We start from the raw sequence: 14517 nt of genomic DNA, 5'->3' as shown, positions 1-14517 counted from the left end.
TTCCGCATACGCACGTTGCCATTCTGCGGCACTGGCAAAACCTTCTATCCGCTCTACCAGCACCCGCCCATACCAGGAACGGTCAAAAATACAGATATCATCATCGCTTTGCAGCTTGGTCCAGAAGCGCCATAAATAGGGACGGCTCAGCTCATATTTTTCTGGTGCGGCAATGGTATGAATTTCATATTCACGCGGATCCAGTTTTTTCACAATGCGCTTGATCGCGCCGCCCTTTCCAGCAGCATCCATGCCCTCAAACAGAATCACCACATTCCGCGGATCGGACCGCATCGCCTTGGCCACCTTAGCTGTTAATTTTTTCAGCTCCGGCTTGTAATCCTCTGCCTTGGCTCGAGTTTCGGCAGGATGTTTTAACAGTTCGGGAATCTTGGCCTGTTTCCATCGTCCACTGGCTCTGGCCGGATGATTGGGGCAATGCTTGAGAGCACCCAGAATATGCTGGGCAAATTGCTGGTCACGCTGCTGTTCATCTTCACCCTCAATAATGAACCAGTCTTCGGTAAAATGCTGACGCAAGCGCTGCAAGGTGTCGTACTGTTTTCTGTTGCGCCAGTCCAGACCATGCAGCTGATGCCAGTGCGCTTCACTCGGATCCATGGCATCCAGCCGTTTTTGCAGGGCTTTCCAAGACAGATCAAACCAGACCTTGACCACATCGACATGATTATTTTTCAGGTCCTGTTCAAAGGCCTGCATCTCTTGCAGATAATGATTGAACTGTGTATTAGTGATCGGATCTGAAGCTTGCATGGCGCTGCTCAGCAGGTCGCTGTACCAGTTGCCAAACAAGACCATGATCTGCCCTTCGGCCGGAATGAAATGCGCATAAGGCTGCCACAAGGTCTGTTTCGGCCCGGCCACTTGCGGTGCATCCGCTTTCACACGCAAATAACGCGGATCGACCCATTCGCGTAGCTGCTTGACCGCTTCACCCTTACCGGCCAGCTCAATTCCGTTGACCAGAATCAACAGGCTTTTGGCATTTTTGCGGCCGCGTGTTTTTTTTAAATCATACTGGGCATCAATCAGCTCGACCGATAACTGATCTTCATCCATTAACTGAAATTGTGGTTGTGCCATATCTGTCTTCAACCCTGATCTTTTATTTTATATGCAGTATAACGATGAGTTTTGGCGCAAAAATAGCTTTGGCAACGTTTTTCACACGATTAAATTGGCTATTTAAACAACAGATTGACCTACAAATGTCCGATCTCTGTTCAATTTGTCATAGCAGGATTGTGCGCCAGCCTCTAAGATTCTTGCATCATCAAACTATAATTGAAGCCTCATGTCCAAACTTGCCGTTCTCGATGATCTGTTAGAGCATTATTATCAGCTGGGTTATCATACCCGACCGGACATTCTGAGCCGTTTGCAGGATGTACAGGCCTGGCAGAAAGTTCGCATGCAGCGAACCCATCAGGCGCATTTTGCGGAAAAAGCCAATCAGCTGATGTCCGAATATTTCCTGAACCGTCTCTATGGCGGCGCCGAATTTGATGCACTGGCAGAACAGATTGCCCGGCTGATGAAATATGCGCATAAGGCAGAAAAAGTCATTCCGGAAAATGCCATTAAAACCGGTACCTTGGGTGTGGAGCTGGCGATTCTGGCAGTACAGCTGGATGAACAGGTCGCGATTCAGCTATTGCAGGATTATCATCCACATGAACCACTGACCGATGAGATGATGCGCCTGACCTATTTAAAACTGGATCAAGGCGAGGCGCGCTTGAAACAGCTGGATCTGCTCGATCAGCTCGGCATGAGCCTGGATAAATACATGCGTTCCTTTATGGTTTATGCGGCCTTCAAAATGTGTAAGGGCGCAGCACATAAATATAATTTTCAGGTGATGTATGAGTTTATGCAGGATGGTTTCCTGGCGATGAAGCCACTCAAATCGGCAGAAAAATTTGTTCGTGAATTTACTGCAACCGAACGCAGGATTATTGATAAAGTACACTCTGGCGATGCATTGCCGTTTCAATAAATAGCAGTACAGTATTTCTGACAAGCGTGCATTTTTCTGTATATTATTCATAACAATTGCATCATGATTGCTGAATAAGCCTTTAGAATCTGTCATGATGCAGACAATGCAAGATTAACCCGATTGATATGTTAGGAGTGACTCCAATGTCGAATGAAAATACAACGCCTACCCCTACCCCTGAGTCGGCACAACAGACAGACAAAGTGAGCCCATTCTTAACTGAACCTCTTCCACAAGGTACACCGCAAGGTCAGCAACAATCTCTCGAACAACGTCTGACCGACACGCCGGTAACAGGCTCGGTGCCAAAATATAACCTGCCACGTGGTGCCAGTACCGGCAATGTCGGCGCGACCACACACTTTGGCTATCAGACGGTAAACAGCGAAGAAAAAGCCCAAAAAGTCGCAGAAGTTTTCCATTCTGTCGCCAGCAAATACGACATCATGAATGACCTGATGTCTTTCGGCATTCACCGTCTGTGGAAACGTTTTGCAATCAATATGTCGGGTGTACGCCGTGGCCAGCATGTGCTGGATATCGCCGGCGGTACCGGCGACCTGGCCAAAGTCTTTAGCCGCGAAGTGGGCCCGACCGGTCATGTGGTGCTGTCTGATATTAACGAGTCAATGCTGAATGTCGGTCGTGACCGTCTGATCGATGCCGGCTGTACCAATGTCGATTTCGTACTGGCCAATGCCGAAACTCTAGAGCCATTTGCAGACAACAGCTTTGATCTTTTGACCATTTCTTTTGGCCTGCGTAACGTGACCGATAAAGATGCCGCACTTGCATCGATGTACCGCGTGTTGAAGCCAGGTGGCCGTTTACTGGTACTGGAATTCTCTAAACCGGTGTTTGAGCCATTCTCTAAGCTATATGACCTGTATTCGTTCACAGCCTTGCCAATCATGGGTAAAATCATCGCCAACGATTCTGAAAGTTATAAATACCTGGCCGAATCGATCCGTATGCATCCAGACCAGCGCACCCTGAAAGGCATGATGGAAAATGCCGGCTTCCAGAATTGTGACTATCACAACCTGACTGGCGGCATTGTGGCAGTTCACCGCGGTTTTAAACTTTAAGGTTCATTCCCTATGTGGTCAATTCTGGCACTCGGTGCTGTTGAACGCGTGATTCATCATATGATTGAGCTGGATGCAATTACCCGCATCCAGCTCAATGCCTTATCCGGTAAAATGCTGCGGGTGGTGATTGCCTCGCCGCAGCTTTCGGTTGATGTGTTTTTTGATGAAGGCAAGCTTCGTCTGGAACCCACGGCAACAGGTCATAGCGAAACACCGTCAGTGTTTGAACAGCGTCCCTTTGATTCTGGCGCATCTACAACGACTGAAGCGACTGCAACCTTGCAGGTCAGCAATGTGGTGGAATTACTCAAGCTGCTGCTGTCCGATGAAGTCGGCAATATTCCATTGCAAGGCGACTACAAGTTATTGCAGGAAATCCAGCGCATCATGCAACAGGCCGAGCTGGATCTGGCGGCGCATTTAAGCCCCTGGATTGGCCCTGCACTGGCACATGAAATTGGCAAATTGCAACTGCTCCCTCAGCAACTGAAACGCACGTTGCAAAGCCAGCTGTTCTTTGCCGAAGATGCCCTAAAAGAAGACAGCGGTCTGTTTGCCCCACGCTGGCAAATGGATGACCTGAATCAGGACACCCGGATCCTGAATCAAAATCTAGATCGGGTTGAAGCGAAAATCCAGCAGCTTCATACCCAGATCGATGCTTCAAATAACTCTACTCAAGACTAGGTACGCCGCTTTATGATTCCGCATGTTTCACGTTTACTCGAACTTTGGCGCATCGCCGCGCACTATCGACTCGACACGTTGTTTCCTGCGGAAGAATTACCAGAAAAAGCCCGGCATATTCTGTCTCTGATCCGCATGCATCCGGCGGCCTGGTCCAGTCGTGAACGTAAAAACCCGCTCAAGCTGAAACTGGCGCTAGAGGAAATGGGACCGCTGGCCATCAAAATGGGCCAGCTGCTCTCCACTCGTCGCGACCTGATTGCACCTGAACTGTTACAGCAACTGGTTTTGCTGCAAGATCAGGTCAAGCCCTTTGACAATGACGTGGCGCGGATGCGCATTCAGGAATCGCTGAAAGCCGATGTAAATACCCTGTTTGCCCGTTTTGATGTGCAACCACTCGCAGCAGCCTCGATTGCACAGGTGCATACCGCAGCCCTGCACGATGGTCGTGAAGTGGTGGTCAAGGTGACCCGTCCGAATATTCGCCAGCAGATTTTGCAGGATTTTGAAATTCTGCAATGGCTGGGGGACTTTTTGGAAAAACGTCTCGAAGCAGCACGTGCTTTACATTTGTCTGAAATTATTCAGGATTATCGTCAGATCATTTTGAATGAACTGGACCTGACCCTGGAAGCGGACAATACCCGTCGTATGCGCTATCATTTTACCGGCTCCAGCATGATGTACGTGCCGGAAGTCTATATGGATAGCAAAGATGTGCTGGTGGCCGAGCGCATTACCGGAGTGCCGATTTCAGATATCGCGACCTTTGACCGACTCGGCATGGATCGTGCTGATCTGGCACGTAAAGGCCTGACTATTTTCTTTACCCAGGTCTTTCGCGATAACTTTTTCCATGCCGACATGCATCCGGGCAATGTTTTTGTCGAAACCATCAATCCGAGTAATCCGCGTTTTATTGCGCTGGACTGCGCGATTATGGGCGAGCTGTCTAAGCATGACCAGATGACCGTAGCACGCATGCTGCTGGCTGTCATGAACAGCGACTTCATGCAACTGATTCAGGTGGTGCATCAAGCTGGCTGGATTCCACCGGGTACCGATCAGGATGCTTTGGCTCGTGAAATGCGCCGCAGTGTCGGGCCGATGGTCTCTAAACCAATGCATGAACTGGATTTCGCCGGTATTCTGATTGAAGTGATGGACATTGCCCGTCGTTTCCATCTGGAAATTCCACCGCAACTGATGCTGCTACTCAAAACACTAGTGCATGTCGAAGGCTTGGGAACCGACCTGTATCCGGAACTGGATATCTGGAGTCTGGCCAAACCGATCCTGACGGACTGGATCAAGGCACAAATGAATCCGCAGAAAAACCTGAAAGAACTGGGACAAAAAATTCCGGATTTGCTATTAGGGGCACAGGATCTACCAACCTTGATGATTGATAGCCTGAACGGTCTGAAAAACCAGTCAGCCTGGCATGCCAAACAGCTCAATGAACTGCAAAGCATGCGCCTGCAAATGGAACTTCAGCAAAAACGTAGCTGGATGTTTGGCAGTATCATGGCCATTCTGCTGTCGATTGCGATTATTTCACCATGGTTTGTGTCGGTGCTTCTGATTGTGCTAGCGAGTGTTCTTGCCGTCTGGCGAATTGCGAAATAATTTTTTAAATAGCCTGATTCGTCAGGCTTTTTTATGCTTAAATTATTGAAAAAATAAAACAAGAATATCCAAATGAAATATAGTTTTTTATGCGCACTGTATCGCCAGAATAGACAAAAAACCTTTCTCACTGCACTACTTTACAGCTTCCCAACATGGATAGATATTTTTTTCTATATCAACCAAACAGCCCATTGGCTTGCATGGTCCCCTGCTGCCAATACCACATTCTACCGCCTGATTCATAGTGACTATTTCTGGCTCATTGTCAGCTTTAACCTGCTTCCGTTGTTATTTCTATTCTGTCTACGACAAACACAGCTAATACTAGCTTTAAAAATATGGATAGGTATTGCAGGTAGTTTGTTTCTAATTCATGCTTTTTACTGGCCAAGCTATCCTATAACCACGCTTTTGATTATTTCATTTAATCTACCTTTTTTAAATTTACGCAATAAAGAACTCATACACACTTACATCAACCCGATGCCATGACTCTCAAGTCACCTTAGAACATATCTTGCCATTGGGTCTAAAGACGCATCGATTAAAATAAGCACACACTTGGCTGGTATGGATTGAATCATGGTACAGATTTTACAAAAACGGGCGCCTGCGCTGACGATTCGTGCTGGCCATCTGGCACGTGAGCTGATTTTGCAACAAGGATTACAACCTGAACAGGTCGATATTATCCCCGGTGCTGCAGGTGGCCCAAAAGGAATCGGGATTCAGGGTCTGGATCAGGCGATTTTTGGCGAGTTTTTCCCACGTGCCCCACAACGGCGTACTCTTGTTGGTTCCTCGATTGGTAGCTGGCGTTTTGCCAGTATGGCTGCACATGGGGCTCAACAGGGAACCGAGCGTTTAGCTGAGCTGTATACCAACCTTTATTTCCATAAAAAAATGACCCGCCAGGAGGTCAGCGAAGTTTGCCGCGGCATGCTACTCGATCTGGTACAAGGCAAGGAAAATGATCTGGTCAATCATCCGGATTATCATCTCGCTGTGATTTCAATTAAAGCCCAGCACATTTTCCAGAGTGACAAAGCGCTGCCTTTACTGGCTTCTGTAGCCGGAATCGTCGGAACGACTGCTGTTGCACGTAAACACAGCCGTCATTTTATGCAGCGTGTGATTAGCCAGCCGAATATGGGGGAACAATTTCAAATCGCGGAAGATGGATTTACTACACATTATCATGCCCTGACCGAGCAGAGTGTATTGTCCTGGCTGATGGCCTCGGCGTCGATTCCCGGGGTAATGGCAGCGGTGAACAATATTCCGGATGCACCGCAGGGTTATTACCGCGATGGTGGCCTGATTGACTATCATATTGACCTGCCCTTTCAGAGCAAAGGCATTGTGCTCTATCCACATTTTACTGACAGCATTACTCCCGGCTGGTTTGACAAATTATTTAAACGTACCTCAAATCCGGAAAATCAGGCACGCACCTTGTTGCTTTCTCCATCGCAGGACTATCTGCAAAGTTTGCCTTTAGGCCGCTTACCGGATCGTAAGGATTTTACCCTGAAGGGCCTAGATCAGGCAGAGCGGATCAAATTATGGAAAGCCTGTATTGCTGAAAGTCAGCGTTTAGGCGATGAATTTTTGGAACTGGTCGAGAAGCAAAATTTTGCTGAGGTCATGAAAGGCTTGTAATTGACCGAGAGTGCCCGATTATTTGTATAATTGCCTTCATTTTGTGAACTGTTGAGATTTATGCAGAAGTTTTTAGTGGTCCTGCAATACCTGTGTCTGGCCTTTGCCGTCTATCTGACTTATAGCGTGAGCATGTCGCTGTATAACCAAGATTTTGTCCTGATGGAGCTGGTCGCTGATATTGGTACGATTCTGATCTGTATTGACTTGGGCGTGTTTTTATTTAGCAGTAAAACCAAAGCAGGCATTAGCATGGAAGAATATGCCAAACGACTGGAACAGCCACCGTCGAAACTGGTTTATGTGACACGAAAAATGGGGCATCTGGGTATTTTGCTGATTATTACCAGCTGGATTGTACCGATGATCAATTCATAAAAATCAGATATAAAAAAACCTCCCGATGGGAGGTTTTCTTTTAGCAATTAAAGATTACTTTGAACCTTTAATGCCTGCTTGAAGTAGCAATGCACCCAAACCACCAATTTTTTGCTCTTGGGGTTTAGCCGCTTGCGGTTTCTTGCCCTGAGGACGCTCACCTTGCGGACGCGCTTGCTGTGGACGTTTGCCTTGAGGCTTACGCTCACCGCGCTGTTCATTGTTTTCACGACGTGGCTGACGTGGTGCTTTTGCCGGCGCTTCAGAACCTTCAGGACGCATCGATAAGTTCACACGATTACGTTCAGCATCCACATTCAAGACCCGCACTTGCACGATTTGACCCGGTTTCACCACTTTATGCGGATCCGCGACAAATTCATTGGCAAGTTCAGAAATATGTACCAAACCGTCTTGATGCACACCGACATCGACAAATGCACCGAAGTTAGTGACATTGGTCACCACACCTTCAAGCTGCATGCCTTCAGACAATTGCGCAACTTCAGTAATGTCATCACGGAACTTCGCCGTACGGAATTCTGGACGCGGGTCACGACCCGGTTTTTCCAGTTCGCTTAAAACATCTTTGATAGTTGGCAGACCGAACTTCTCATCTGCAAATTCTTCAGCATTGACCTGACGAATGATTTCAGTATTGCCAATGATATCTTTCACTGTCGTCGCTTTCGCTTCAACAATTTTAGATACAAGTGCATAAGATTCTGGATGCACTGCAGATGCATCTAATGGCTCAGAACCATCTTGAATACGCAAGAAGCCTGCTGCCTGCTCAAAAGTACGCTCGCCTAAACGTGGCACTTTCTTCAAGGACTGGCGATTATCAAAACGGCCATTTTCCTTACGGAATTCCACAATTTGCTGTGCAATCGATTTATTCAGACCTGCGATATAACCCAAAATCGCCGCAGATGCCGTGTTGACATCGACACCCACCGAGTTCACACAGTCCTCTACCACTGCTTCAAGGGTTTTCGCCAGACCAGTCTGATTCACATCATGTTGATACTGACCCACACCTATCGATTTCGGATCGATTTTTACCAGTTCAGCCAATGGATCCTGTAAACGGCGTGCAATTGACACTGCACCACGAATCGACACATCCAGCTCTGGCAGTTCTTGAGAAGCCAGTTCTGATGCTGAATACACCGACGCACCTGCTTCAGACACAGATACACGCGTCAGTTTAAGATCGCTATTCGCCGCCATCATTTCAGCCACTAAAGCTTCAGTTTCACGGCTTGCCGTTCCATTACCCACTGCAATCAGGTCAACATTGAACTCGCGGCATAAACGTGCCAGTTCAGCCAATGAACCTGCTTTATCATCTTTGGGTGCAAATGGATAAATCGTGCTGTGTGCCAGCACATCACCCGATGCATTCACCACAGCCAGTTTCACACCGGTACGGATACCCGGGTCAACGCCCAGAGTGGTGCGCGCGCCTGCAGGAGCAGAAAGCAGTAAATGACGCAAGTTTTCAGCAAATACGTTCATGGCTTCTGTTTCAGCAGCCAGACGTTTTTCAGTCAGCAATGAATGTTCAATGCTTGGACGCACTTTGCCAAGCCAGAACAGTTTTGCAGTTTGCTTCAAGAAGTCCTGACGTGCTTGCGGCTGAATCGTTTCTAAATTGTATTCAGTCTCAATGCGTGCCAATGGTGCAGCATCTTCGCCATCCACTTTCAGGCCCAGGACGTTTTCTTGACGGCCACGCAGCATCGCCAATAAACGATGTGAAGGCACTTTGTTCAGGTTTTCAGAGAAATCGAAATAATCACGGAATTTTTTACCGACTTCTTTCTTTTCTTCAGAAGCAACCAAACTTTTCAGCACTGCAGTTTTGGCAAAAGTGGCTTTCAGTTCAGTGGTCAGCGCGATATTTTGTGCCCAGTCATCAATCAGGATATGCTGGATCGCATCAAGCTGGCTTTCAGTATCTGGATAATCGTCATGGCTAAAACCGGCCAATGCGTCGCTTGGATCTACCGCTTCAGCAAAAATTTTCTCGGCGATTGGGCCTAAACCGGCTTCCTTGGCCTTAAATGATTTACTGGTACGTTTTGGACGGTACGGTGCGTAAATTTCTTCTAATGCATTTTTGGTTTCAGCTGCATTCACACGCGCCAACAAATCATCAGACAATTTATCTTGTTCTTTGAGTGATTCAATCACCTTGTCACGGCGCTCATACAAATCACGCAAGTATGATAGACGCGTATCGAGTTGACGTAGTTGCGTATCGTCTAAGCCTTGCGTTACTTCTTTACGGTAACGTGCAATAAAAGGAACACTGGCACCTTCATCAATAAGCTTGATGGCAGCTTCAACTTGGTTTGGACGTACGGCAAGTTCTTTTGCCAACTGCTGAACTAAGTCAGTCATCGTGTTTGATCCCACAAGGATAAGTACTAAATGGCATGATTATAAAGACCGGGCCTATAAAATCCACCATTGTTTTTATTAATTTGTCTCAACTTTATATTATGAAGTGCGACAGTTTTCAGCTTTTCTGAATATAGTTTGCATGAACTTTGCTTTTTATGTTGCTCCAAATCATATTTTTTGTCCATTTAGATGTATATATTTGGTATCTATGTCTTGATTTTAACTGCAATATTTGGTGCTTTAGAGCATAGTCAATTAATATCAATGAATCGTATACTCAAAGCCTATTTGATTTTTGTTTATGACGACAATAAAGAATAAAGGAGCATCTCATGAGTTTAGTTGTACCTGCTGAAAAAGCCGATGCCGTACATACCGAAACAGACCGAGTCGAACGCATCTTGGTTGTTGATGATGATGTTCGTCTGCGTACCCTATTGCAACGTTTTCTCGAAGATAAAGGCTTTGTGGTGAAAACTGCACATGATGCCACGCAGATGGATCGACTTTTACAGCGGGAACTGTTTTCTCTGATCGTGCTCGACTTTATGCTTCCGGTTGAAGATGGTTTAAGTATCTGTCGCCGTTTACGCCAATCCAATATCGATACGCCCATTATTATGCTGACCGCGCGCGGCAGCGATTCTGACCGTATTGCAGGGCTTGAAGCCGGTGCGGACGATTACCTACCTAAACCGTTTAATCCGAATGAATTGCTGGCGCGTATTCGTGCGGTATTGCGTCGTCAAGTCCGTGAAGTACCGGGTGCACCGAGCCAGCAAATGGAAGTGGTGTCATTTGGCCCCTGGTCACTGGATTTATCAACCCGTACATTGACCCGTGAAGGTCAAGTCGTGACTTTAACCACAGGTGAGTTTGCGGTATTGAAAGCTCTGGTTCAGCATCCACGCGAACCGCTCACCCGTGACAAGCTGATGAATCTGGCGCGTGGTCGTGAATGGGGTGCCATGGAACGTTCGATTGATGTTCAGGTGTCACGTTTACGCCGTCTGGTTGAAGAAAATCCGGCGCGTGCGCGTTATATCCAGACCGTTTGGGGTGTGGGTTATGTGTTTGTTCCAGATGGTGCGGAGTAAATTAATACCTTGATTCATGGCGGAGTCTGATGGTTTAAGCTCATTTATAGGGTTTAACCTGCGGTTCGCCTTACTTTTGTTTCGACAAAAGTAAGGCGAACCATTGTCATCCGCAAAACTCGACAACCTCCGTCATTCAAGCAATTCTCTCGCAGAAACATCATTGACCATCTTGAGTCCTGCCTCAAACAGTTGCGGATGACCTTAACGTGTATCCAACTACGGGGGGGAAGCCTCCCCTTTTGAGCAAAAGGACGCAGTGTGAAACTCGACCCCATCGACCCACAAAAATTTACCGATTTTGTTACCTACTCAGAAAAAAAACGCACCCGTGGGGAACGCTTTCTGGACAAGATCAAACCGCGTTCTGCCGCCATGCGTACCACAGTTCTGGTGGTCTTTGTGGTCTGTTTCAGCCTGTTCATGTCTTTGTGGTTCTTCTGGCGTACCTTATTTTTACCTGAAATCCAGCAACATGCGCGCTATCTGGCCATGGAACTGGAAATTCTCAATAATCCCGATCTGCGCCTGTATCATAAACAGCAGGAAGTCGATATTGATACCTGGTTAAAAAACCGCGTTGGTATTGAATATGTGACCAATCCGGCAGAGTATCCCACTGTCCGGGAAAAAGTGATTGCAGAATTTTTTACCCGGCAGATCGAAACCAAGCTGGCCAAAGAACTACGTATTGAAGAGGCCACGGTCTATTTCCAGTTTAAACCAAGCCCGCGCATCTGGATCCAGACCCCTGAAATGAATGGTCACTGGGTGCAAGAGCCTTTAAAAACCTATGCCAATTATAGTAATGAGCTGATTCTGGGCTGGTTACTGGGCACGCCGATTATTGTCGGCATTATTATCCTGACCTTGGTGCGTCAGCTCAACCGTCCTTTACGCCGCTTGCAGAATGCCGCCAACAGTTATAGCCGCATTGGTTCAGCACCTTATCTGGACACCAATCATGGCCCACTGGAAATCCGTCAGGTCAATCATGCCTTTAACCAGATGATTTATACCCTGGACCAGACCGAGCGGGAACGCCGCATCATGCTGGCCGGCATTTCACATGACTTGCGCACGCCTTTAACGCGGATTCGTCTCAGTGCCGAAATGATGCCCGATGAAGACTTTCTCAAAGAAGGTCTGATTTATGATGTGGAAGATATGGACGCGATTCTGGATCAGTTCATTTCCTATATGCGCGATGGTTCCGATGAAGAACCACAGGACACCAATGTCAATGTATTGCTTCAGGAACTGGTCAAGCAGTTTAAACCGCTCGACATCCGTTTCAGTCCGCAAGAAATACCGATGATTCAGGCGCGCAGCATGTCGCTAAAAAGACTGATTGGCAACCTGATCAATAACTCAAAACGCTATGGTTCAGAACCGATTGAAATCTCTGCACATGTCGAGGAAAACCAGCTGTTAATTTGTGTTGCAGATCATGGCGAAGGCATTCCGGAAGATCAGATTGAAGCGCTGATGCAGCCTTTTGTACGGGGAAATTCAGCACGAACCGTCCAAGGCAGTGGCTTGGGACTGGCTATTGTGAAACGGATTGTCGATATTCATCAAGGTCAATTACGCATTCATAATCGCCCTGAAGGTGGACTTGAAGCCATCATCTCACTCCCCTTGAATCAGCTTAACCCAGAGACGCCTCCCCCAGCCACCACACTTGATAAAATCCGCCAAACACTGACTGATCGCTTTTAAGAAACGATCAGTCAGTGAGCAAATGATTTTGTAGTTTTTCTATACAATTCATTTTATACTTCATTAATTCAATCACTTAAAAATCATCATTTTTTATTATACCTACATTTAGCTAAAAAATTAGACCTTAGCCTAACACCTATGCACAATACATTTTTTGAGCGGTACAATCCGTCTCATAGTTTAAGAATTAATGAGAGTTAAAATGTCTTTAGATCGTATCCGTTTAGCCTCCCTACACAACAAAGTCATTAGCCCAGAACAAGCGGCTGAATTCATCAAAGATGGCATGACTGTGGGTATGAGTGGCTTTACTCGCGCGGGTGAAGCGAAGGCGGTTCCTTTAGCTTTAGTTCAACAAGCAAAAGCAAATCCATTAAAGATCACGTTAATTACTGGTGCATCACTAGGAAACGATCTAGACAAACAACTGACTGAAGCTGGCGTACTGGCACGTCGTTTACCGTTCCAGGTCGACAACACTTTACGTAAGGCGATCAACAACGGCGAAGTGATGTTCATCGACCAGCATTTGTCTGAAACTGTTGAACAAATGCGTAACCAACAGCTGAAAAAACCAGATGTTGCGATCATTGAAGCGGTTGCAATCACTGAAGATGGCGGCATCATTCCAACCACATCTGTAGGTAACTCTGCAAGCTTTGCAATCTTTGCTGAAAAAGTAATTGTAGAAATCAATACCAACTTAAGCCCGGCATTTGAAGGCTTACACGATATCTATATCCCGTCATACCGTCCAACGCGTCAAGCGATTCCTTTGACTCAAGTGGATGAGCGTATCGGGACACATGCGATCAACATCGATCCAGCAAAAATTGTCGGTATCGTATTCAACAATGACTTGCACGACTCACCATCTACAGTGACTGCACCAGATGATGAGACGCAAAGCATCGCCAATCATTTGATCGCTTTCTTTGAAAAAGAAGTGGCTGAAGAGCGTCTACCGAAAAACTTAGGTCCATTACAGGCGGGGATTGGCTCAATTGCCAACGCAGTATTGACCGGTCTGAAAGATTCAAACTTCGAAGACTTGATCATGTACTCAGAAGTACTACAAGACTGTACCTTTGAATTGATCGATGCAGGCAAAATGAAGTTTGCTTCAGGTTCTTCGATTACCCTGTCTGCTAAATATGGCGAGAAAGTATTTAACAACCTGGAACAATACAAAGACAAACTGGTATTACGTCCACAGGAAATTTCGAACCATCCTGAACTGGTACGTCGTTTAGGTATTATCGGTATCAACACGGCACTTGAGTTTGATATTTACGGTAACGTGAACTCGACTCACGTCTGCGGTACCAAAATGATGAACGGTATTGGTGGTTCAGGTGACTTCGCACGTAATGCGCACCTGGCGATCTTCGTGACCAAATCTATTGCGAAAGGTGGCGACATCTCTTCTGTAGTGCCGTTTGCTTCACATATCGACCATGCAGAACACGATGTAGACATTCTAGTAACTGAACAAGGTCTGGCAGATCTTCGTGGTTTAGCGCCACGTGAGCGTGCCCGTGCAGTGATTGATCACTGTGCACACCCCATGTATCGTGATGCCCTGAATGATTACTTTGACCGTGCTTCTGCAAAAGGCGGCCATACGCCTCATCTGCTTCGTGAAGCGCTGTCTTGGCATTCAAACTTCGAAGAAAATGGTCACATGCTGGCTGTTGAAGCTGCAGTAAAAACTGCATAATTGACTGCATTCGAAAAACGCCCTACGGGGCGTTTTTTTATGGGATTTTTATCTTTGTTGAATAGCCATAAGCAGACTCTCTGGACG

The 14517-nt window shown here is 46.7% G+C and carries 11 protein-coding genes; 9 read left to right on the top strand and 2 right to left on the bottom strand.

Going from position 1 to position 14517, the window contains the following annotated elements:
* Positions 1-1104, bottom strand: a 1104-nt coding sequence (locus tag FTV48_RS09755) for a phosphate--AMP phosphotransferase (protein WP_180000165.1), incomplete at its 3' end; no start/stop codon positions are given.
* A 211-nt stretch (positions 1105-1315) separates the two neighbouring features.
* Between FTV48_RS09755 and FTV48_RS09750 the strand changes: the two genes are divergently transcribed.
* From FTV48_RS09750 to FTV48_RS09725, 6 genes are all read left to right on the top strand, one after another.
* Complete coding sequence (locus FTV48_RS09750; RefSeq protein ID WP_159516178.1) at positions 1316-2020, top strand: hypothetical protein; 705 nt, start codon at positions 1316-1318, stop codon at positions 2018-2020.
* A gap of 146 nt (positions 2021-2166) precedes the next feature.
* Positions 2167-3111 carry a bifunctional demethylmenaquinone methyltransferase/2-methoxy-6-polyprenyl-1,4-benzoquinol methylase UbiE gene (gene ubiE / locus FTV48_RS09745; protein WP_159516177.1) on the top strand — a complete coding sequence of 315 codons (945 nt, stop codon included), beginning with the start codon at positions 2167-2169 and terminating at the stop codon, positions 3109-3111.
* Between the two features lie 12 nt (positions 3112-3123).
* Positions 3124-3801 carry an SCP2 domain-containing protein gene (locus FTV48_RS09740; RefSeq protein ID WP_180000163.1) on the top strand — a complete coding sequence of 226 codons (678 nt, stop codon included), beginning with the start codon at positions 3124-3126 and terminating at the stop codon, positions 3799-3801.
* Positions 3802-3813: 12 nt separating this feature from the next.
* The gene (locus tag FTV48_RS09735; protein ID WP_180000161.1) at positions 3814-5433 is read left to right on the top strand and encodes an AarF/ABC1/UbiB kinase family protein; all 1620 of its coding nucleotides are present in this window, start codon (positions 3814-3816) and stop codon (positions 5431-5433) included.
* 585 nt (positions 5434-6018) lie between these two features.
* A complete protein-coding gene (locus FTV48_RS09730; RefSeq protein ID WP_100357913.1) occupies positions 6019-7098 on the top strand; it encodes a patatin-like phospholipase family protein in 1080 nt (359 codons plus the stop codon).
* Positions 7099-7158: 60 nt separating this feature from the next.
* Positions 7159-7476: a hypothetical protein gene (locus tag FTV48_RS09725; RefSeq protein ID WP_074383938.1), complete on the top strand. Its 318-nt coding sequence runs from the start codon at positions 7159-7161 to the stop codon at positions 7474-7476.
* A 54-nt stretch (positions 7477-7530) separates the two neighbouring features.
* Here the strand turns inward: FTV48_RS09725 and FTV48_RS09720 are convergent, their stop codons facing one another.
* The gene (locus tag FTV48_RS09720) at positions 7531-9885 is read right to left on the bottom strand and encodes a Tex family protein (protein ID WP_180000159.1); all 2355 of its coding nucleotides are present in this window, start codon (positions 9883-9885) and stop codon (positions 7531-7533) included.
* Positions 9886-10220: 335 nt separating this feature from the next.
* On the opposite strand from FTV48_RS09720, the gene ompR reads away from it, so the two are divergent.
* From ompR to FTV48_RS09705, 3 genes are all read left to right on the top strand, one after another.
* Positions 10221-10985, top strand: a complete 765-nt coding sequence (ompR, locus tag FTV48_RS09715) for a two-component system response regulator OmpR (RefSeq protein WP_004278590.1) — start codon at positions 10221-10223, stop codon at positions 10983-10985.
* Between the two features lie 261 nt (positions 10986-11246).
* Positions 11247-12707 carry an ATP-binding protein gene (locus FTV48_RS09710; protein WP_005172991.1) on the top strand — a complete coding sequence of 487 codons (1461 nt, stop codon included), beginning with the start codon at positions 11247-11249 and terminating at the stop codon, positions 12705-12707.
* A gap of 205 nt (positions 12708-12912) precedes the next feature.
* Positions 12913-14430, top strand: a complete 1518-nt coding sequence (locus tag FTV48_RS09705) for an acetyl-CoA hydrolase/transferase family protein (RefSeq protein WP_005095307.1) — start codon at positions 12913-12915, stop codon at positions 14428-14430.
* Positions 14431-14517: the final 87 nt, after the last annotated feature.

Origin of the sequence: Acinetobacter sp. YH18001, from assembly GCF_013416975.1 — a bacterium.
Classification (GTDB): Bacteria; Pseudomonadota; Gammaproteobacteria; order Pseudomonadales; family Moraxellaceae; genus Acinetobacter; species Acinetobacter pseudolwoffii.
Note: the sequence above shows the minus strand (reverse complement) of the source record. Positions and strands in the feature narration are given on the sequence as shown.

Excerpts from the sequence above, each read along its gene's own strand:
- ompR (WP_004278590.1), top strand. The coding sequence starts at position 10,221 with ATGAGTTTAGTTGTACCTGCTGAAAAAGCCGATGCCGTACATACCGAA.
- FTV48_RS09730 (WP_100357913.1), top strand. The coding sequence starts at position 6,019 with ATGGTACAGATTTTACAAAAACGGGCGCCTGCGCTGACGATTCGTGCT.
- ubiE (WP_159516177.1), top strand. The coding sequence starts at position 2,167 with ATGTCGAATGAAAATACAACGCCTACCCCTACCCCTGAGTCGGCACAA.
- FTV48_RS09740 (WP_180000163.1), top strand. The coding sequence starts at position 3,124 with ATGTGGTCAATTCTGGCACTCGGTGCTGTTGAACGCGTGATTCATCAT.
- FTV48_RS09720 (WP_180000159.1), bottom strand. The coding sequence starts at position 9,885 with ATGACTGACTTAGTTCAGCAGTTGGCAAAAGAACTTGCCGTACGTCCA.
- FTV48_RS09705 (WP_005095307.1), top strand. The coding sequence starts at position 12,913 with ATGTCTTTAGATCGTATCCGTTTAGCCTCCCTACACAACAAAGTCATT.
- FTV48_RS09735 (WP_180000161.1), top strand. The coding sequence starts at position 3,814 with ATGATTCCGCATGTTTCACGTTTACTCGAACTTTGGCGCATCGCCGCG.
- FTV48_RS09725 (WP_074383938.1), top strand. The coding sequence starts at position 7,159 with ATGCAGAAGTTTTTAGTGGTCCTGCAATACCTGTGTCTGGCCTTTGCC.
- FTV48_RS09750 (WP_159516178.1), top strand. The coding sequence starts at position 1,316 with ATGTCCAAACTTGCCGTTCTCGATGATCTGTTAGAGCATTATTATCAG.